The sequence below is a fragment of the Asanoa sp. WMMD1127 genome (assembly GCF_029626225.1).
Classification (GTDB): domain Bacteria; phylum Actinomycetota; class Actinomycetes; order Mycobacteriales; family Micromonosporaceae; genus Asanoa.
Window position 1 is genome coordinate 1834414 of the sequence record NZ_JARUBP010000001.1, and the last position, 19707, is coordinate 1854120.

The following is a 19707-nucleotide window of genomic DNA, read 5'->3' on the forward strand; positions in this document are numbered from 1 at the left end:
GGCGGCTTCCCGGCGCGACAAATGCCACACACCACGCATAGCCGGTGGACGCTCGTAGCCGAGAGTAGTCACACTCGGTGCATGCTCGACGGCCGAATCCCCAGCGGCGGTGCCGGCGAACACACCGGTCCCCTGGGTCGCATCCTCCACTTCGACGACATGGACGTGCCGTCCGACGTCGTCGACGCTCTGGCGCTGTCCAGTTTCGTCTCCGGCGACCAGCCGTGGGCGCGGACGAAGCGCCTCGACCGCGTACGTGCTGACGCCAGCCTGCTCCCAGCCGGCGCCAAGCTCGCCCGGGTCGCGGTCGACGAGGGCCGCGACGCCCGCCTCGCGATCGGCGAGGGTTGGACGGTCCGCGCGGTCCGCTGGCGCACCGGTGGCGCCTCCGTCACCGTCACCGCGACGACCGAGGACCTGGCCGAGTCAGTACTGGCCGAGTGTGTCGCCGGCGCGGCCGAGCCGCCCAAGGTCGACACCAGCGAGGTGGAGATCGGCTTCTGGCACCAGTCGCAGATGGGCCCGACGCGCACGGCCCGCAACGTGGCCTGCGACGAATGGACGGCGATCCGCGACAACTACGAGAAGACCGCCGGCGAGGCGATCGACCGCTTGACGGACCTCACCCCCGCCACCGTCAACGGCCGGCTGCTGATCATGCACGGCAGCCCCGGCACGGGTAAGACCACCGCGCTGCGGGCGCTGGCCCGCGCCTGGCGGGACTGGTGCCAGGTCGACTTCGTGATCGACCCGCAGCAGCTGTTCACGGACCCGGGCTACCTGGCAAAGGTCGCGGCCGGCGGGCCGACGGACAGCCGCCGCTGGCGACTGCTCCTCCTCGAGGACAGCGACGACCTGATCCGCGCCGACGGCATGACCGCCACCACCCAGCAGCTGTCGCGCCTGCTCAACCTGACCGACGGCCTGCTCGGCCAAGGCGGCAACGTGATCGTCGCGGTGACCACCAACGAGAAGATCGGCCGCCTGCACCCCGCGGTGCTGCGTCCGGGCCGCTGCATGGCCCAGATCGAGGTCGGACCGCTGCCCTACGAGCAGGCCACGCAGTGGCTGGGCTCCGCAACAGGCGTCGGCGCGTACGGCGCGACGCTCGCGGAACTGCTGGCGCTGCGCGACGGCAAGCCCGCGGTGGCGACCCCGTCCGCGCCGCCCTCCAGCGGCTTCTACCTCTGACCGAACTGCCTCAGGAGCCAGCGCCACCCCAGCTTTCCGCGGAGCCGCCCGACGCCGACACGAAACCGATGTCGGGCGGCTCCACCCCCCGAAGACTTGGCACGGAGCCGCCCGACGCCGACACGAAACCCGACGTCGGGCGGCTCCACCCCCCGAAAACTTGGCACGGAGCCGCCCGGCGCCGACGCGAAACCCGACGTCGGGCGGCTCCACCCCCGAAAGCTTTTCTCCGGGGCCGCCCGGCATGGCTCACGCATCATGTCGGGCGGCCCCACCCCCCGAAGCTTTCGCCACGGTCAGGGTGTAGGCCGCCCGTCGGGGCGGCACCGCACCTGACCGTGGGTCGCTTCTCCGCACCCTCACAGTCCGCAGCTCGCGTCGCCCGTGCCGCGCGGCCCGCAGCTCGCGTCGCCCGTGCCGCGCGGCCCGCAGCTCGCGTCCCTATGCCGTGCGGCCACAGCTTGTGTGGCCAACGCCGCTCGGCCGGCGGGTTGCCGGGCAGGCCGCAGGTGCCGACGGGGGTGGCACCGACGCAGTCGGTGGCTGCTAGCTGTGCCGCAGTTTCCGCAGAAAGCGGCCGAAGTGAGGGTCGAAGCGGGCCGGGTCGGCGCTGTCGTACTCGTCCCTCGACCACCAGCGCGCGCCGGCGAACTCGTGGTCGTCGAGGACGAGCGGCTGGTCCTTGGCGACCGCGATCGGGTACCACAGGCTCACGTCGGTGTGCCCGCGATCCATGCCGACCGTGACCGTGACGGTGACGAAGATCGGCTCGGTGACGGTGACGTCGAGCCCCAGTTCCTCGTGCGCCTCGCGGCGGGCCGTTTCCGCCGGGTCTTCGCCGGGTTCGACGTGCCCGCCCGGCGGCAGCCACAGCCCGGCGTTCACGTGATCCACCAGCAGCACGCTGTGATCGCGTTCGTCGACCGCACGACGTACGACACCAGATGCCGCGGCGGAGTGTCCGGCTTCACGCGCCGGTAGATATCGTCGGTGCTGGCCAGCCACCTGAGCGTGTCGTCCCGATGCGCGGACTCCACCGGATCGCCCGCGACCAGCCCTCGTACGAGATCTATTACCCCCGCGACCGTCACCGCGTCAGTATGTTGGACCGATCATGAAGGCGCTCGCCCTACTTCTTCGCTTCCTGCTTGAGCTTCCAGACAGGCGAAGAATCGTCCGGAGCCGCCACTGACCGCCTGGCCCCTTGGCCATTGCACGCCGACACCGGCGGCGCGTCCCTGCCAACACGAGCACGCTGACCACGGTCCGCGCTCTTGCGCCGGCGGGGTCGTTGAAAGCGCCCCCGCCTTGGCCGGCCGCCCTTCGATCGACGATCATGTCGACCCGCGACAGATCGCGGAGGCCGAGCGGGTTGTCGAAAGGTCACCGTCACCCGTCCCATGCACGCCAAGGCATCGGCCGTCAACGGCTGGGCTGACGACGTGGCACACGCCGGCGGGCCTGAACTCGACCGAGGCCGGCGCGGTTGCCTCGGCGGCGGTGGCGGCGCAGCAGCGTTGTTCGTAGCACAGGGGATTCCAGGGCAGACGCAGCGACCGGCCGGCGCAGGACGGAGTCGCGGTCTGAAGGCTGGGAGACCGCAGCTGCGACGGCCTATGCGTTGTCCTCGGTCGGGATGTCGAGCTTCGTGGCGTAGGCGTCGCGTAGGGGTTCCCAGCCGTAGGCGCGGGCCGCGTTGCCGCGGATCGGGCCGATGGGGTCGTCGGCCAGGAGGTGGTCGGCGACGTCCAGGCAGATGTGCCAGCCGGCGGCGACCTGGCTGATCCAGGACGGGTCGTTGACCGTGTGGTGGAGGGTCAGGCGGGTGCCGATCGCGGTGGGCGTCAGCTGCCAGCGCAGCAGGTCGGTGTCCCAGGTGTAGACCAGCGCTCGCTCGGGGTCGACGTCGGTGACCTCCACGGGGATGTCGACCCGCTCTTCGCCGTCGATCATCGTCAGCTTGGCCGGGCCCAGCGTGGAAAGGTTGCGGTCGGCCGTGTACGGCGCCCACTCGGTCAGCTCCGCCGGCTCCGTCAGCGCGCGCCACACGCGTGTCGGTGGGTGCGGGAAATCCCGGACGAACACGAGGGTCCAGCGGCCGTCGATCGCCTGCTCGGCGCGTACGTCCGCCAGTGGGCTGGGTTCGTAGCTCTTCATCACTGCTCCATCGCGTCGAGATGGCGCGCCAGCTTGTCGAGATGTGTCGTCCACAGTCGACGGTAGGGCACGAGCCATTCGTCGAGGGCCACGAACTGGGCCGGCTCGACGTGGTAGATGCGCTGCTGCGCAGCGGTGCGGGACGAGACGAATCCTGCGTCGCGCAGCACCCTGAGGTGTTTGGAGACCGTCGGCTGGCTGATCGTCAGCGCGACGACCAGCTCGCCCACGCTCCGGTCGGCGACCCGCAGCTCGTCGAGGATCCGGCGGCGGGCAGGCTCGGCCAACACGGCGAAGGCGTCAACAGGCACCCCACCAATATGGCGCATCAGGCATATGCCTGTCAAGGCATATTGGCTTCTCAGACCATATCGCGCTGACGCTTCACCGCCTCACGCACCAGCGACTCCACGGCTGCGGGCGCCGCCCGAGCCGCCGCGGCGGAGACCTCGCGGACATAGGCGCCGGAGCCGGTGAGTAGCCCATCCGGGTCGGCCAACAGCGCGCCCTTGTGAAACACGATCTTCTGCGGCGTCACGGCGCAGACCCAGTGGTGCCAGTCGCCGTCGACCGTGAACGTGCGCCGGCCCCACTTCACGGCCTCGTCGAAGTCAGGCTGGACCCGCCGCACCATGGCGATCAACTCGTCGCGCTCGTCGTCAGTCATGCGGGAATCGTCGCGCGGCGGTGTGACAGAAATTCGGGATCATGATTGCCGTCAGTAGTTATCCACAGGCCATCGAACGATCACGACACGCGCCCGCTCGCGTGGCTAGGCTCGTCGCCATGTCACGGATGGTGGTAGTCAGCGGCGGCGGCACCGGCATCGGCCGGGCGCTGGCCGCATCATGCGCGAAGGACGGCGACGCGGTGGTGATCGTCGGCCGCCGGGCCGACGTGCTGACCGCGGCGGCAGCGGAGATCGGGGCGCACGCGATCGTCGCCGATGTCGGCGAGGTGAGCGAAGCCGAGCGAGTGGCGGCGGAGGTGGGCGAACGCTTCGGCCGGGTCGACGTGCTGGTCAACAACGCCGGCGGCAACGCCGCGCTGACCCTGCCGGAGTCCGGCGAGGCCGGCGCGGTGGCGCGGGCATCGGCCGCGTGGGCGGCCAACCTACGGTCCAATGTGCTGACCGCGGTCCACCTGACCGAGGCCCTACGTGACCTGCTCGCCGACAACGCCCGCGTGGTGCTCCTGAGCTCCATCGCGGCCTTCCGCGGCTCGGGTTCGGGTTCCTACGGCGGCAGCAAGGCCGCCCTGCACCCCTACGCGATCGACCTGGCCGCGGCGCTCGGGCCCCGCGGGATCACCGTCAACGTGGTCGCGCCCGGCTACACGGCTGACACCGAGTTCTTCGCGGGCACCATGACGAGCCAACGGCACGAGATGCTGGTCGGCCAGGCGCTCAACAAGCGCGCCGGCCACACCGACGACGTGGCGGCGACGATCCGCTGGTTGACCTCCCCCGACGCCGGCCACGTGACCGCACAGATCATCCAGGTGAACGGAGGTGCGCTACCAGGCCGTTGACCCGCGACGGGCGGTCAGTCGACCACGGCGCCGCCGGTGGCGTTCAGCACCGTGCCGGTCAGGGCGGTGGACCGGTCCGACGCCACGAACGCGGCCAGTTCGGCCACCCGCGCCACCGTCAGCGGGCGACCGAGCGGGCTCCCAGCGCCAGCGGCCTCGACGATCTCCTCGAACGACAGGCCCAGGCGGAGCGCGGCGTCGCGCCACATGCGTTCGGTCAGCGAGCCGAGCCGCGTCGCCGTTTCCGGGATCCCGGTCAGCCGAAGACAGACCACCCGTGTGCCACGGGGCCCGAGTTCGGCCGCCAGTTGCCGGGCCATCGTCTCCACCGCCGCGGAGGCGCTGCCGAAGGGACCTGTCGTGGCGACCGGCACCCGGGCCATCGGCGCCGACAGCATGATGATCACGCCGTCGGTCATGTGGGCGGCCGCGGATTTCGCGATGGTGAAGGCGGCTCGGGCGGCGTCCGCGATCGGCTGGACAACCGCGTCCGCGCTCATTTCGATCAACGGGAGGCCCTGGGCGCCGCCGTCGAGGCCGACCGCGTTGACACAGATGTCCACCGGACCGACCTGAGCCGCGAACGCGTTCACCGCAGCCTCGTCGAGCACATCCAGCACGGCGGCCTCGGCCGGCCGGCGACCGAATGTGGCGATGTCGGCGGCCACCGCGGCCAAGGCCGCGCCGGTCCGTCCCGCCAGGTGGACACGAGCGCCTTGAGCTGCGAAAACGCGAGCTATCTCGCCGCCGATCGCACCGCCACCGCCGTACACGATGGCTGTTTTCTGCTCGAGCATGAGTGTTCCTCCGAGGACAACTTCTTCATCGTCTCGTCATTGAGACGACATTTCCGCCGATTGCCCATCAGCGGATGCCGCACCGGGTACTCGTGGCCCTATCGTCAGACCTATGAAGTTGCTCGTGACCGGCGGTGCCGGCTACATCGGGTCCGTCGTCGTGCATCAACTGCTCGACGCCGGCCACACGGTCGAGGTCATCGACGACCTGTCGACCGGGCACGTCGGCTCCCTGCCGGGCGAGGTGATGCTGCACAAACGCGATCTGCACGAGGTCGGCGAGATCCTCACCGGGGACGCCGGCTTCGACGGCGTGCTGCACTTCGCCGCCAAGATCGCGGCCGGTGAGTCGGTGGAGCGGCCGGAGATCTACTGGAACACCAACGTCGGCGGCTCGCTGGCGCTGCTCGACGCGATGCGCCGGGCCGGCGTCCAACGGCTGGTGTTCAGCTCCACCGCCGCCGTCTATGGCAACCCGAGCACGCTTCCGATCACCGAGCAGGCACCGGTCGCGCCGACCAACCCGTACGGCTGGACCAAGCTCGCCGTCGACATGGCCATCGCGCACGCGGTCAAGGCGCATCAGCTCGGCGCAACCAGCCTGCGCTACTTCAACGTCGCCGGAGCCGCGCTCGACGGGCCGATCCCGCTCGGCGAATGCCACGAGCCGGAGACCCACCTGATCCCGGCCGCGCTGGAGGTCGCCGCCGGCCTGCGCCCGAGCCTGCGGATCTTTGGCGGCGACTACCCGACCCGCGACGGCACCTGCGTGCGCGACTACATCCACGTCGAGGATCTCGCCGCCGCCCACCTGCTGGCCCTGGAGGCCATCGACCCGGGCCGACACAAGATCTACAACTTGGGCAACGGCAAGGGGTTCTCCAACCTGCAGATCGTCGAGATGGTGCGCCAGGTGACCGGCGAGGAGGTGAAGGTCTCACCCGCTCCGCGCCGCGCCGGCGACCCCGCTACGCTCATCGCGTCGTCGGTCCGGGCACGCGCTGAGCTGGGCTGGGTCGCCGCGAAGCCCGACCTGGCATCGATCGTGGGGGACGCATGGACCTACTTCCAGCAGCGCCGCATCGCCGGCTCAACCGGCTGACCGGCGAATGGGTCCTGGTTTCCCCGCACCGCACCGCTCGGCCATGGCAGGGCCAGGTCGAGGAGACGACGAGCGAAAAGCGCCCTGAGTACGACCCGTCGTGCTACCTCTGCCCCGGCAACACCCGCGCCGGCGGTGTCAAGACGCCGGTGTACGACTCGACGTACGTATTCGACAACGACTTCGCCGCCCTGCTGCCCGACGCGTCGGGCGGCGGAGTCGACAACGGCTTGCTGGTCGCCCGTCCGGAGCGGGGCATCTGCCGCGTCGTCTGCTTCTCCCCGCGGCACGACTTGACGCTCGGCGACATGTCGCAGCCCGCGCTGCGGACCGTGGTCGACACCTGGGCCGACCAGACCACCGCGCTGGGTGAGATCGACTGGGTCGACCACGTGCAGATCTTCGAGAACCGCGGCGCGATGATGGGCGCCAGCAACCCCCACCCGCACGGCCAGATCTGGGCGACCGAGAGCCTGCCCAACGAGCCGGCCAAGGAGCTCGCGCAACAGTCTTCCTACGAGGGCGACTGCCTGCTCTGCGACTACCTGGCCGCGGAGCTCAGCGACGGCACCCGGATCGTCGACAGCAACGAGCAGTTCGTTTCGCTCGTCCCGTTCTGGGCGGTCTGGCCGTTCGAGACGCTGGTGCTGCCGCGCGACCACCACGGCTCACTGACCGACCTCGACGGCGCGACGCGCGACGGGCTGGCCGACATCCTGGGCAAGGTCACCCGGCGGTACGACCGGCTGTTCGGCATCACGTTCCCCTACTCGATGGGCTTCCACCAGCGGCCCACTGACGGCGGCGAGCACCCGAAGGCGCACCTGCACGCCCACTTCTACCCGCCACTGCTGCGGTCGGCCACGGTCCGCAAGTTCATGGTCGGTTTCGAGCTGCTGGCCCAGCCACAGCGCGACATCACGCCCGAGAGTGCCGCCCAGCGGCTGCGTGACCTCGACACAGATTGATCTCCACCGCCAGCGGGTAGCTCCCTCGTGGACGGACACGGGGAGGTTTGGGATGGGTCTGACCACGGAAGAGCGGGGACGGCTGCGGGCGGCGGCCGAACGGCGCAACAAGTCCAGCGGCGTCTATGTTCTGGTCGGCGGGGTGCTCGGCGCGGTCGTGCTGCTCACCGCGATCGCGGCCATCGCGACCGACGAAGGGCTGTCCGCGAGCACCATCGTCGGGTTCGCGACCGCTGTGCTCCTCGGCGGCGTGTTGGTGCCGATCCTCGTCCGGCTCCGGCGGAGAAGGACCTGGCCGTTGATCGACGGGGCGGACCAGCAGACCCGCAGGGCCGTAATGAGGGCGATCCGGGCGGGAGAGTCGCCGGATCCCCGGATCGACGACCTGGTCGTCGATCTGCGCGAGCACGCATGGGGGCGGTCACTGCGGTCGGTCGCCGTCATCCAACTGGTCGTGGCCGGCATCATGTTCGTGGCCGCGGTGCTGGTCGATTCGCTGGTTGGCCGCATCTGCATCGGCGTGGGTGCTGCGGCGAACCTCGTGGCAGCGATATTCGCGCTGCAGCGTTTCCGTCAGCTCCGGAACTACCGCAGCGCGGGCCGTCAGGACGCGGACCGGGCCGCCGGACCGCCGGCCGCTGCGAAGGGCGATTGACAGCGGCCGGCGGGGTTCCGGTCGTCAGGTCGCGTACACCTCGAGCTCCGACAGCTGGCCCGCGGGCCAGCCGGTGTTGCCCGTGACGTTGATCCGCACGTAGCGGGTCGAGGTCGCGGTGAAGGTCACCGTCACCGCGTTGCCATTCGCCGGGTTGAAGACCCGGCCCGCGGAGCCGGCGAGCGTGCTCCACGAGGAGCCGTTGGTGCTGCCCTGAATTGACAGGGTCTGGGTCCGTGTCTGCCAGGCGGCCTGCGGTGGCAGCTTGAGCACGACCCGCGACACTGAGGTCGCGGCGCCCAGGTCGACCTGGACCCACTGCGGGAACGCGTTGTTGGGGCTCTCCCAGTAGGTGTTGGCGTTGCCGTCGACCACGTTGCCCGAGCCGTAGCTCTGCGTGTGTCCACTCTCGGCGGTCGGCCGGCCCAGCGCGAGGTTGGTGTTGGCCGGCGGCGGGTTGGTGGTCGTCGTGACCACGTTGGACGAAGCGGAGACGTTGCCCGCGTTGTCGCGTGCGACGACCGAGAAGCTGTAGCTGGTGTTGGGGGTCAGGCCGCTGACGGAGTAGGAGGTGCCGGTCGGGGACCCGACCACCGTCGTGCCCTGGCGCACGTCGTAGCCGGTGACCGCCGTGTCGTCGGTCGACGCCGTCCACGACAGCGAGACGCTCGTGGTGGTCTTGCCCGTCACGGTGAGGTTGCCTGGGGCGGTGGGCGGGCCGCCGGGCTGGGCGGTCCCTCCGTAGACCTCGAACTGGGCGACCTGGGCGGCGGGCCAGCCCGTGTTCCCGCTGATCGTCACGCGCACGTAGCGGGCCTGCGCGGCCGTGAGCACCAGTGTGGCGGTGTTGCCGGAAGCTGGGTTGAACGTCGCCCCCTGGCTCGCCGCGAGAGTGCTCCACTGTGTGCCGTTGGTGCTCCCCTGGACCTGCACGGTCTGCGTGCGGGTCTCCCAGCCGGTGGGCAGCTTGAGCACCACGCGGTTGACCAACACCGACGTGCCGAGGTCGACCTGTAGCCACTGTGGGAACGCGCTGTTGGCGCTCTCCCAGTAGCTTCCGGTGTTGCTGTCGACCGCGTTGGCCGCGACGAAGCCGCCGTTCTGCGAGCTGGCCGAGGCCGGCTTGTTAAGGGCGAGGTTGCCGGTCGGGGGCTCCGGCTGACCGCCGGTCGTGGGCTGAGTCGGGCGGTTCGGCGTCAGGGCGAGCTGGCCCTTGAGCATCCGGCCGCCGTCGGCGGTGATCCGCAGGTAGTAGTCCGAGGAGCAGAACGTGCCGTCCTCGTCGAGAGCGCGGATGTTGGCGCCGGCCGGCGTGGTCGCCTGCGTCTCCGAGGTCTTCGCGATCTGGTTGCCCTCGTTGTATTCGTCGAACATCGACACATAGAGCCCGGCGGCCCCGACGCGGATCATGTTGTAGAGGTGGCGCCAGTAGAAGTCGCCGTGCCTGCGGTGCCCGGACGACAGGTCACCCGGCATCACGCACGGCTGGTAGTCGATCCCGTTGGCATTGCAGTCGGCCTGGTCGGGCACGTTGACGTTGGAGTAGAACCAGTCGAGGCCGGCCAGGTCACCGGTGCGGCCGACCATCCACGGCGAGATCATGTTGAACGCGTGGTAGACCTCGGAGAAGCCCGGGCGGGAGTCGTTGATGCCCTGCCGCCAGTAGGTCGGCACGCCGCCGATGACGTAACAGCCCTGTGCCTTGAACCAGTTGACGACGTCGAGGCACTGGGCCGGCGCGAAGGGACGGCCGTCGTCGTTGAAGCCGAAGCCCCAGATGCAGACGACCGGCTTACCGTTCTGCCGGGCGTACGCCGGGGAGGCGGTGTGCGCGGACATCTTGCTGGTCCAGTCGGTCTTGATCTGCGACTGCATGCTGGTCCAGCTGGTGACGTCGTACATGATGTAGAACTTGCGGCCGTACTTCTCGGCCGCGGCCCGCACCTTCTGCGCCATCGCGTCGCGGGTCGGCCCTTCGTCGCCGAACGGGTTGAAGCGCTGCAGCGCCGCGGTGTCGCAGTTGTACTGCTGCATCCACTTGAAGTGCGTGTCGACGGTCTGGTCGTCATAGGACGAGAACAGCTGCGCCGGCTGCCCGTTGCCGAGATTCGGGTACGCGGTCGTGTAGCCGCGGCTGTATTCGCGCATGTCGGGCCAGGACACGATGGTCGTGTTGGCCGGCGACGGCGGCTGGAACCGGTCCCTCGACCAGTGCCACCAGCCACCGATCGGCGCGCCGTCACCGGGGCAGGCGAACCAGCCCTGGTAACCGACGGAGATCTTGCCGACGACGTCGCCGGGTGGGCTGGCCGCGCTCGCGGGACTGGCCAGGACGGCGGCCAGCTCGGTGGTGGAGACAGCGGCCAGGGCGGACCCGGCCGCCACTGAGGTCACGAATCTTCGGCGCGAGACCGCCATGTCTACCGCTCCTTGGGGGGTCGGGACGGATCGACGGTCATCGTGCCAGGACACGACACGATCACGCAATAGTCGTACTCATCGCTGTAATCTCTCGACAATCTCCTCGCAAGAACGCTCAGCTGCGCGGGGCGTACATGATCACCGCAACGCCGACCAGGCAGATGGCGGCGCCGATCAGGTCGAAACGGTCCGGGCGGAAGCGGTCGACGACCACGCCCCAGATCAGCGAGCCGGCCACGAACACACCGCCGTACGCCGCGAGGATCCGCCCGAAGTGGGCGTCGGGCTGGAAGGTGGCCACGAAGCCGTAGGCGCCGAGAGCGATCACGCCGGCCGCGATCCACCAGAGGCCGCGGTTCTCGCGCCAGCCCTGCCAGATCAGCCAAGCGCCGCCGATCTCGGCCAGCGCGGCGAGCACGAACAGCGCGATTGAGCGAGCGACGGTCACCGCCTGACCGTACCGGTCTGGCGTGCTCCTGAATTTTCGTTAGCTTGTTAAGTTCTTGCTGAAGGCTGCTCAGTTTTCTACGATCTTCACCATGCCCGATGTCCTCGTGGAGGCGGCCGGCCTCGTCAAGCGTTATCCGCCCCGCAACCGACACGGGAAACCGTTCACGGCGGTTGACGGCATCGACTTCACACTGCGGCGTGGCGAGTCGTTCGGCTTCCTCGGCCCCAACGGCGCCGGCAAGTCGTCGACGATGCGGATGATCGCGTGCGTATCGCCACCGACCCACGGCACGCTGCGGGTGCTCGGCATGGACCCGCTCACCCAGGGCCGCCGGATCCGTGCCCGGCTCGGCGTCGTGCCGCAGGACGACGCGCTCGATCGCGAGCTCACGGTGTTGGAGAACCTGCTGATCTACGGTCGCTACTTCGGGCTGGCGAAGCAGGCCATCGCCGAGCGGAGTGGTCAGCTGCTCGAGTTCGCGCAGCTCGAGGAGCGCGGCGGTGAACGCGTCGACGCGCTCTCCGGCGGCATGCGCCGGCGACTCACGATCGCCCGCTCGCTGATCAACGACCCCGAGATGCTGCTTCTCGACGAACCCACGACAGGGCTCGACCCGCAGGCCCGGCACGTGTTGTGGGACCGGCTGTTCCGGCTGAAGCAGCAGGGGGTCAGCCTGATCCTGACCACGCACTACATGGACGAGGCCGAGCAGCTCTGCGATCGGCTGATCGTGATGGACAAGGGCCGCATCGTCGCGCAGGGATCGCCGGCTGAGCTCATCGCCGCCCACTCGACTCGCGAGGTGCTGGAGCTGCGCTTCGAGATCGGCGAGCAGGACAAGGCGGTGGCGAAGCTGCGGGACGCCGCGATCCGCGACCGGCTGGAGGAGCTGCCCGACCGGGTCCTCTGGTACACCGCCGAGGGTGAGACGGCGCTCGCGGTCGTCCATCAGCTCGGCCTGCGCCCGGCGACCGCCATGGTGCGGAGGGCCAGCCTGGAAGACGTGTTCCTGGCGCTCACCGGCCGGACGCTGGTCGACTGATGGCGACCGCCGACGCGATGGCGCTGCGCGCCTACCAATACTGGATCCTGCGCTACCGCCACACCTGGCGCGGCACCGTCGTCATCAGCATCGCGAACCCTCTGCTGTTTCTGGTCGCGATCGGCCTGGGCCTCGGCCGGCTGATCTCTCCCGACACGGCGGTCCTGGGCGGCGTCGACTACCTGGCGTTTTTCGCTCCCGGGATTCTGGCTGCCGCGGCGATGCAGAACGGCATCATCGAGGCCGCGTTCCCGGTGGCGGTCAACCGCGGGCCGGGCGGCGCCTATCCGGTCGCCGCCGGAACCCCGCTCGAACCGGAAGACATCCTGCACGGTCATCTCCTCTTCATGGCGGCACGGGTGACCTTGAGCGCCACGGTGTTCGTGGCGGTGATGGTGGCGTTCGGGGCGGCGCACTCCCCGCTGGTCGTGCTCGCCCTGCCGGCCGCCGCGCTGACCGCGATGGCCTTCGCGGTGCCGTCGGCGGCCTGGGCGGTCACGCTGGCGGACGTCCGCCCGGTGAACGGCATCTTCAAGTGGGTGGTGATGCCGCTCTACCTCTTCTCCGGCACGTTCTTCGCCGTCTCGCAACTGCCCGAGGTCCTGCGGCCGCTGGTCTATGCAACTCCGCTCTGGCACGGCGTCGACCTGTGCCGGTCGTTGAGTCTCGGCACGGTGTCGTGGCCGTTGGCGGCGGTCCACATCGGATACCTGGCGACCCTGTGCGCCGTCGGCTACCTGGCGGCACGTCGCACGTACCGGCGCCATCTCCACGCCTGAAGGGAAGCGCAACCGTGTCCTCCGCCCATCTCATCGTCGTGCGCCATCTCTGGGTGCTGCGCCATGGCCGGCCGTGGAACCTGGTCGTGAACGGCATCTTCGAGCCCTTCCTCTATCTGCTGTCGATCGGCGTGGGCATCGGACAACTGGTCGGCGGCGAGTCTGGGGTCGCGACCTACGCGGCGTTCGTCGCGCCCGCACTGCTGGCCACGTCGGCGATGAACAGCGCGGTCAACGAGACGACCAGCAACGTCTGGTGGCGCGTCCGCTTCGACAAGGTGTACGACGCGATCGTCACGACGCCGATGCGGATCGGGGACATCGCCGTGGGCGAGATCGCGGCGTCCGTTCTGCGCAGCACCCTGTCGTCGAGCTGCTTCTTCGTGGTCATCGCACTGCTCGGCATGGTGCACTCCGCGTGGGCGGTGCTCGCGGTGCCGGCCGCCGTGCTCATCGCCTTCGCCTTCTCCGCCGCGGGCCTGGCGGCCGCTACCTACATCCGCGAACCGCACCACAACCAGTACCTGCAGCTCGTCATGCTCCCGATGTTCCTGTTCGCGACCACCTTCTATCCGTTGTCGGTCTATCCGTCCCTTCTTCAGGGCCTGGTCGCGGCGCTGCCGCTCTACCAGAGCATCGAGCTCATGCGCGGCCTGACCACGGGCGAGCTGGGGTGGGGAATGCTCGTCGCCGTCGCGTACCTCCTTCTCATGGGTATCGGCGCGACCTTGCTCGCGCGCCGGCGGCTCTCCGCGCTCCTCCTGACCTGACCCTTATGTCCAGCCGCCGCTGGATCCGGCCGCGGCCGGCCCTGTTGCCGATCGTGGACGGTGGCGGTAGGACATAAAGACGCATGCTGATCCAGGAGGGGCAATGAAGCTCGGAAAGATCGCAGTCGTAGCTGTCGTGGCCGCGGCAGGACTGGTGGCGCCGGGCTCTGCCCCGGCGCTCGCGCACGGCGGCGGCGAGCCGCCCAGAGACCCCACGGCTGTCGGACGTGGCGGTGCTGTCTCGACCGTCGACCCGACCGCGACCGCGGTCGGCCTTGAAGTGCTCCGGCGCGGCGGCAATGCCGTCGACGCCGCCGTCGCGGCCGCCGCGACGCTCGGTGTGACCGAGCCGTTCTCCGCCGGCATCGGCGGCGGCGGATTCTTCGTCTACTACGACGCCAAGACCCGACGGGTTCACACCATCGACGGGCGGGAAGCGGCGCCGCGGGCGATGGAGGAGGACGCGTTCCTTCGGGCCGACGGCACCCCGATGGCGTTCCAGGAGGCTCGGGTCAGCGGCATCTCGGCCGGCGTGCCCGGATCGCTGCTCACCTGGAAGGAAGCCCTGCGCAAGTGGGGCAGCCGGTCGCTGCCGGCGGCGCTCGCGCCGGCGGCCGAAGTGGCTCAGCGCGGCTTCACCGTCGACGCCACGTTCCGTCAGCAGATCGCCGACAACCAGGCCCAGTTCGCGCAGTTCAGCTCCACCCGCGACCTCTACCTGCCCGGCGGCCAGCCGCCCACGGTGGGCACACGCTTCCGCAACCCGGATCTGGCCGACACCTATCGCGAGATCGCCCGGCACGGCACCGACGTCTTCTACGAGGGCCGGATTGCCCGCGACATCGTGTCGACGGTGCAGAACCCACCCGTCGCCGCCGATCCGGCGGTGCCGTGGGAGTTCCCGATCCGGCCGGGCGAGATGACCCTCGCGGACCTCGACCGCTACGACGTGCGGTTCCCGGCGCCGACCCGGTCCGACTACCGCGGCTACACCATCTATGGCATGTCGACGCCGTCGAGCGGTGGCATCGCGGTAAGCGAAGCCCTCAACATCCTCGAGCAGTTCGACCTGTCCGACATGACCGTCGTCGAGGCGCTGCACCACTACCTCGAGGCCAGCGCCCTCTCGTTCGCGGACCGCAACCGTTATGTCGGCGACTACACCTCGCGCCGGCTGATCCAGCAGTTGCTCAGCGACCGGTTCGCCGCCGAGCGGGCCTGCCTGATCGACCCCGCGAACGCGCTGGCCAAGCCGGTCGCGCCGGGCAACCCGGACGGTCGCTATGGCGACTGCGCCACCGCCGCGGCGGTCGCGGACGGCAACCCGGGCCAGAGCACGACCAACCTCACCGTCGCGGACAAGTGGGGCAACGTCGTCGAGTACACCCTCACGATCGAGCAGACCGGTGGCAACGCCATGGTTGTCCCGGGTCGGGGTTTCCTGCTCAACAACGAGATGACGGACTTCAACTTCATCCAGACCCCCGGCGCGCCGCCGGACCCGAACCTGCCCGCTCCGGGCAAGCGACCGCGCTCCTCGATGTCGCCGACGATCGTGTTCGACGACGGGAAGCCGTTCCTCGCGCTGGGCACCCCGGGCGGCGCGACGATCATCACCACTGTGCTGCAGATGCTGGTCAACCGCATCGACCTCGGCATGACGCTGCCAGAGGCGATGGCCGCACCGCGAGCTTCGCAGCGCAACAGTGCGGCGCCCCAGGCCGAACCGGCTTTCATCACCGCGTACGGCGCCGATCTGACCGCCCTTGGTCAACCGACGTTCGTGAGCACTCCGGAGCTCGGCGCCGCCACGGCGATCGAGTTCACCCGGCACGGAATGATCGCCTCGGCCGAACCCGCGCGCCGTGGCGGCGGTGCGGCAGGCGTCGTACGACCTGACAAGTCTCACTAGAACCTCCCGCACGATCCCGCGGACGCGGTGGCGAGCCTCGCCACCGCGTCCGTTGTGGTTGGCCCGCCCAGTGTCGAGGAGCGACAAGTCGGGTGGCCGGTTATCCACAGATCGAAAGTTATCCACAGCCCACTTGCGGGGTCGTTCCGCGTCTGGCACCGGCCTCTACACTTGGCGCACGGACAGTCACGACCACCTATGTGCGGTCGACTGCCGTTCCAGACAGCGACTCGGGCGGTGAGATGAAGCAGTCCAAGGACCGACGTTCGCGCGCACGCTGGTTCGCCGCGGTGCCGGCCATGGTGATGGTCGCGACGATCCCGCTGCTAGCAGGGCCGGCGCACGCCGACACCGTGCGGTCCCTGTCCTGGCACCTCGACGCGTTGAAGATCCCCCGCGCGCAACAGATCACCAAGGGCGCCGGTGTGACGGTTGCCGTGATCGACAGTGGAGTCCAGGCGAACCATCAGGATCTCGTGGGTCAGGTCGTGCCGGGCAAGGGCTTCGGCTCTGACTCGTCCGCTGACGGGCGCACCGACCCGGACAAGAGCCTCAGCCACGGCACAGCCATCGCGAGCCTCATCGTCGGCCGGGGTGGCGGCCAGCAGCGCATGCTCGGCATCGCTCCGCAGGCCAAGGTCATGCCGGCCTCGGTCGGCACCGATGCGACGACGATGCCCGAGGCGATCAGGTGGGCGGCGGACCAGCGGCCGGGGGTCATCAACATCTCGATGGGTGTGGTGACCCCAGGGTTCGGGCCCGAGTTCAGGGACGCGATCGCGTACGCACAGCAACGTGACATCGTCGTCGTGGCCAGCGCGGGCAACGAAGGCAAGGAACTCGGCGAGATCGCCGGCCAGCCAGGCGTTGTCGCGGTCGCCGCGAGCAACCGAAACGGCAAGCTTTGGGAAGACTCCGGGTGGGGGCCCGGCCTGGCCGTCACCGCACCGGGTGTCGACGTGATCATGTCGGTCAACGCGTCGACGTCCCCCAACGGCTACGGCGTCGCCACCGGGACCAGTGGGGCCGCGGCGATCACCGCTGGCGTGGTAGCGCTGATCAGATCACGTTTCCCCGAGCTCGACGCCGCCAACGTCATCAACCGGCTGGTCAAGACCGCCACCGACAAGGGTGAGAAGGGCCAGGACGGGCACTACGGCTTCGGCATCATCGACCCGGTGAAGGCGTTGACCGCCGACGTCCCGCCGGTCAATGCCAACCCGCTGGGCGCCGTCGATCCGCTACCGAGTGACACCGCCAGCGCTCCGGCCGCCGATGACGACAGTGTGGACAGCGGCTCGGGGCTCGGCATCAAGGTGCACGCCGATCCGGGTGGTTTGCTCCTCTACGGCCTCGGCTGCCTGGCGGTGGTCGCCGCGATCGTGGTCCTCATCGTCTGGTCCAGCCGTCGGCGTCGGCGGCGGCCCGCTTACCCGGGCCCGAGCGTCCCAGGTGGTCCGCCTCCGATGCCGCCGGGAAACTGGGGTGGGTCGCATCCGCCCGGTCACCGGGCGCACTATCCACCACCGCATCCGGGCTACGGCCCCCCACCGCCTCCTCCGGGCTACCAGCAAGCTCCGAGTCAGCCAGGCCAAACGCCGCCGTGGCCGTCAGGTCCCGTACCCGCGCGCCCACGGCCGGGCGGCGGCGCGATGCCGCCTGGTCCATATCCGCCCGCGTCCGGTCGTCCAACCAGCGAACAGCGGCAACCACCACCGCCGGGTGACCGGTAGGGTACGCATTGACGTCCGGCACCACGATTGGCCGCCGAGACCTGGGGAGTAGCAATGGGGGACGAGTTCAAGACCGGCAACGAGGAGCTGGACGCAAAGGTCGAGAGCTACCGGCGGATCGACCAGAACACTGTGGAGATCCACCTCAAAGACGGCTCGGTCATGACGGTCGACAACAACGGTGACCGGATCGTCGGCACGGTCGATCGGCCGTTCGACCTGGACATGCGGATCGACCAGGCCAACGTGGGCTTGTCGCGGCCCGATGCCGCTCCGGTCGGGTTGACGGAGGACGCGCCGGGCGCCAAGACGGCGGTCGACCTCGAGTCGCTCGAGAACACGCAGAAGTGGCTGCGTGAACGAGCCGATTATCTCGGCCGTCTCTACTACGCCATGCCGGAGCTCCTGGCGAAGATCGACGGACCGGCGAGCAAGGGCGCGCCGACTCTGGGCGGCCACAAAGGCGCGATGGCCATCCACACCAAGCACACGGCGCTCTACACGTCGTTCCGCGAAGGGCTCAAGCAGACCATCGAGCAGCTCTATGACACCGCCGACGCCTTGGGCAAGATCAAGGAAAACTACGCTGCCGCTGAAGAGCGCAACGCATTGACGGCGCAGCAATGGCAGTCCATCTTCACCGAGGCAGCGAAGAAGCAGCACCAGATCTAGCGATCCGCGAAGGAAGGGAACGAACAGATGGCGCTCGACTGGACGACCATGGTCAACCACGTCGTCATCGACGGCCGTCCCGCCGACGTGGAGGACGCTGCTCTGGGTTGGCAGGAGCTGATCGGCAACGTCCGCGACGTCTGCACCACGCTCGAGCGTGACATCAAGGGCCTCGACGGTTTCTGGACCGGCAAGGCGGCGGACGCCTTCACCGAAAAGGTCAAGGGCATGAGCCAGCAGCTCAAGACCGTGACCGACAGTGCCGCGCCCGAGGGCGGCACAGGCATCGTCGAGACGCTGCGCGGCGCCGCGCGAGACCTGTCCGCCGCGCAAGCGGCGATGCCGGTCCCGGCGAGCATGCTCGGCGAGCTGATGGCCGCCCGCGACGCGCGAATCTATATCGGACCACGTGCGCTCGAGATCGAGCTAGAGGCTGGTTTCTTCAACAACGCGCCGATGAGCGCGCTCGGCTGGGTCGGCGACCAGTTCCGCAAACTGCTCACCGACGTCGAAGGCGACGCACGCGAGGCCTACGACAAGGTCAGCGCCGAGCACGAGGCGGCAGCCGACCGCGCGCCCGCCGCCACCACCAGGGTGGGCGACGGGGAGTTCCCTCAGGTCAGCACTCCCAACCTCGGTGGCGGCGGCGGTGGCGCAGGCGTGGGCGGCGTTCCCGAGATCGGTGGAGGCGGCGGCGCGGGCGTGGGCGGTCTCGACGTGCCCAAGGGCGGCGGCAGCGGTGTCGGCAACATGCCCGGCCTACTCGACGGCTCGCCCATCGACCAGCCCAGCACGGGCGGCCTAGGTGACTACGAGCCAGGCTCCGGGCTGGCCGGCGCCGGCGGCGGTGGTCTGACCACCGGTACGCCCGGCCTGGGCGGCGGTGGCCTCGGCACGGGCGGCCTCGGCGGCGGCGGGCTGGGCACGGGTGGCCTCGGCGGCGGCGCCGGCCTTGGTGGTGCCGGTCTGGGCGGCGCGGGCATGGGGCGCATTCCCGGCGGCGGCTCGCTGGGCAAGCCCGTCACGCCCACCGTGGCTCCCATGGGCGGCGGCCTCGCCGGCCGCGGCGGCGGCGGGGCTGGTCGAGGCGGCGCGGGCCGGCTGGGCGCCGGTGGCGCTGGCATCGGCGGAGCCGGCGCCGGCGGCGCGGGCGCTGGCCGCGGCACCGGCGCAGCCCGAGGCGGCGGCATGGCCGGCATCGGCGGCATGGGCGCCGGAGCGGGCGCGGGCGCCGGCAAGGGCGGCGCCGCCGGGAAGGGCGGCGCTGGCCGCGGAGCCGGTTTCATGGGCGGTCCAGGTGCGGGCAGCGGTCACGGCGAAGAGGACGAGTACGACAGCTGGCTTTATGAAGACGACAACGTCTGGAGCGACGGCAACGACGCGCCACCGCCGCCGGTGCTCGGCAACTAACCCAACGACCACTTCGATGCACGCACAACCCGCGACACCGGTCGACCACGCCGCGCCAACGACGAGCGTGGCCGATCAGCTAACCGATCGCACCGCGACATCGGCCCACGGAGCCGC

The 19707-nt window shown here is 69.8% G+C and carries 19 protein-coding genes; 12 read left to right on the plus strand and 7 right to left on the minus strand.

All coding sequences use genetic code 11. The features are described from left to right. Positions 1-81 precede the first annotated feature (81 nt). Positions 82-1191 carry a DUF5925 domain-containing protein gene (locus tag O7635_RS08850; protein WP_278079928.1) on the plus strand — a complete coding sequence of 370 codons (1110 nt, stop codon included), beginning with the start codon at positions 82-84 and terminating at the stop codon, positions 1189-1191. 546 nt (positions 1192-1737) lie between these two features. Here O7635_RS08850 and O7635_RS08855 read toward each other — a convergent pair. The 4 genes from O7635_RS08855 to O7635_RS08870 all read right to left on the minus strand — a co-directional run bounded on the left by O7635_RS08855 (position 1738) and on the right by O7635_RS08870 (position 4015). Next, positions 1738-2085, minus strand: a complete 348-nt coding sequence (locus O7635_RS08855) for an NUDIX hydrolase (RefSeq protein ID WP_278079929.1) — start codon at positions 2083-2085, stop codon at positions 1738-1740. 720 nt (positions 2086-2805) lie between these two features. Beyond that, complete coding sequence (locus O7635_RS08860; protein WP_278079930.1) at positions 2806-3348, minus strand: SRPBCC family protein; 543 nt, start codon at positions 3346-3348, stop codon at positions 2806-2808. After that, complete coding sequence (locus O7635_RS08865) at positions 3348-3659, minus strand: metalloregulator ArsR/SmtB family transcription factor (RefSeq protein WP_278079931.1); 312 nt, start codon at positions 3657-3659, stop codon at positions 3348-3350. Before O7635_RS08865 ends, O7635_RS08860 begins: the two co-directional genes overlap by 1 nt. A gap of 50 nt (positions 3660-3709) precedes the next feature. Continuing rightward, positions 3710-4015, minus strand: coding sequence for a DUF1801 domain-containing protein (locus O7635_RS08870; protein ID WP_278079932.1), 306 nt, complete (start codon positions 4013-4015; stop codon positions 3710-3712). Between the two features lie 119 nt (positions 4016-4134). Here O7635_RS08870 and O7635_RS08875 point away from each other — a divergent pair, with 119 nt between their 5' ends. Then, positions 4135-4878: an SDR family oxidoreductase gene (locus tag O7635_RS08875; protein ID WP_278079933.1), complete on the plus strand. Its 744-nt coding sequence runs from the start codon at positions 4135-4137 to the stop codon at positions 4876-4878. Between the two features lie 14 nt (positions 4879-4892). Here the strand turns inward: O7635_RS08875 and O7635_RS08880 are convergent, their stop codons facing one another. Then, positions 4893-5675: an SDR family oxidoreductase gene (locus O7635_RS08880; protein ID WP_278079934.1), complete on the minus strand. Its 783-nt coding sequence runs from the start codon at positions 5673-5675 to the stop codon at positions 4893-4895. Positions 5676-5787: 112 nt separating this feature from the next. Here O7635_RS08880 and galE point away from each other — a divergent pair, with 112 nt between their 5' ends. From galE to O7635_RS08895, 3 genes are read left to right on the plus strand one after another with little or no spacing between them, the layout of a single operon-like run. Beyond that, positions 5788-6777: a UDP-glucose 4-epimerase GalE gene (galE, locus tag O7635_RS08885; protein WP_278079935.1), complete on the plus strand. Its 990-nt coding sequence runs from the start codon at positions 5788-5790 to the stop codon at positions 6775-6777. Beyond that, on the plus strand, positions 6732-7745 hold the full coding sequence (locus O7635_RS08890) for a UDP-glucose--hexose-1-phosphate uridylyltransferase (RefSeq protein ID WP_278079936.1): 1014 nt from the start codon (positions 6732-6734) through the stop codon (positions 7743-7745). Before galE ends, O7635_RS08890 begins: the two co-directional genes overlap by 46 nt. 52 nt (positions 7746-7797) lie before the next feature. Further along, positions 7798-8400, plus strand: a complete 603-nt coding sequence (locus O7635_RS08895) for a hypothetical protein (protein ID WP_278079937.1) — start codon at positions 7798-7800, stop codon at positions 8398-8400. A gap of 24 nt (positions 8401-8424) precedes the next feature. On the opposite strand, the gene O7635_RS08900 is transcribed toward O7635_RS08895, so the two are convergent. Beyond that, a complete protein-coding gene (locus O7635_RS08900; RefSeq protein WP_278079938.1) occupies positions 8425-10818 on the minus strand; it encodes a discoidin domain-containing protein in 2394 nt (797 codons plus the stop codon). 118 nt (positions 10819-10936) lie between these two features. Beyond that, complete coding sequence (locus O7635_RS08905; protein ID WP_278079939.1) at positions 10937-11269, minus strand: YnfA family protein; 333 nt, start codon at positions 11267-11269, stop codon at positions 10937-10939. Between the two features lie 91 nt (positions 11270-11360). Between O7635_RS08905 and O7635_RS08910 the strand changes: the two genes are divergently transcribed. The 7 genes from O7635_RS08910 to O7635_RS08940 all read left to right on the plus strand — a co-directional run bounded on the left by O7635_RS08910 (position 11361) and on the right by O7635_RS08940 (position 19590). After that, positions 11361-12314, plus strand: a complete 954-nt coding sequence (locus tag O7635_RS08910; protein ID WP_278079940.1) for an ABC transporter ATP-binding protein — start codon at positions 11361-11363, stop codon at positions 12312-12314. Next, a complete protein-coding gene (locus O7635_RS08915) occupies positions 12314-13093 on the plus strand; it encodes an ABC transporter permease (RefSeq protein WP_278079941.1) in 780 nt (259 codons plus the stop codon). The genes O7635_RS08910 and O7635_RS08915 overlap by 1 nt, the downstream gene beginning before the upstream one ends. A 14-nt stretch (positions 13094-13107) precedes the next feature. After that, complete coding sequence (locus tag O7635_RS08920; RefSeq protein ID WP_278079942.1) at positions 13108-13863, plus strand: ABC transporter permease; 756 nt, start codon at positions 13108-13110, stop codon at positions 13861-13863. Positions 13864-13966: 103 nt separating this feature from the next. Continuing rightward, positions 13967-15775 carry a gamma-glutamyltransferase gene (ggt, locus tag O7635_RS08925; protein ID WP_278079943.1) on the plus strand — a complete coding sequence of 603 codons (1809 nt, stop codon included), beginning with the start codon at positions 13967-13969 and terminating at the stop codon, positions 15773-15775. A 92-nt stretch (positions 15776-15867) separates the two neighbouring features. Continuing rightward, positions 15868-17508: a S8 family serine peptidase gene (locus O7635_RS08930; RefSeq protein WP_278079944.1), complete on the plus strand. Its 1641-nt coding sequence runs from the start codon at positions 15868-15870 to the stop codon at positions 17506-17508. A 54-nt stretch (positions 17509-17562) separates the two neighbouring features. Next, entirely contained in the window at positions 17563-18180 is a 618-nt protein-coding gene (locus O7635_RS08935) for a hypothetical protein (protein ID WP_278079945.1), read from the plus strand. Between the two features lie 27 nt (positions 18181-18207). Next, positions 18208-19590: a WXG100 family type VII secretion target gene (locus O7635_RS08940; protein ID WP_278079946.1), complete on the plus strand. Its 1383-nt coding sequence runs from the start codon at positions 18208-18210 to the stop codon at positions 19588-19590. Positions 19591-19707 lie beyond the last annotated feature (117 nt).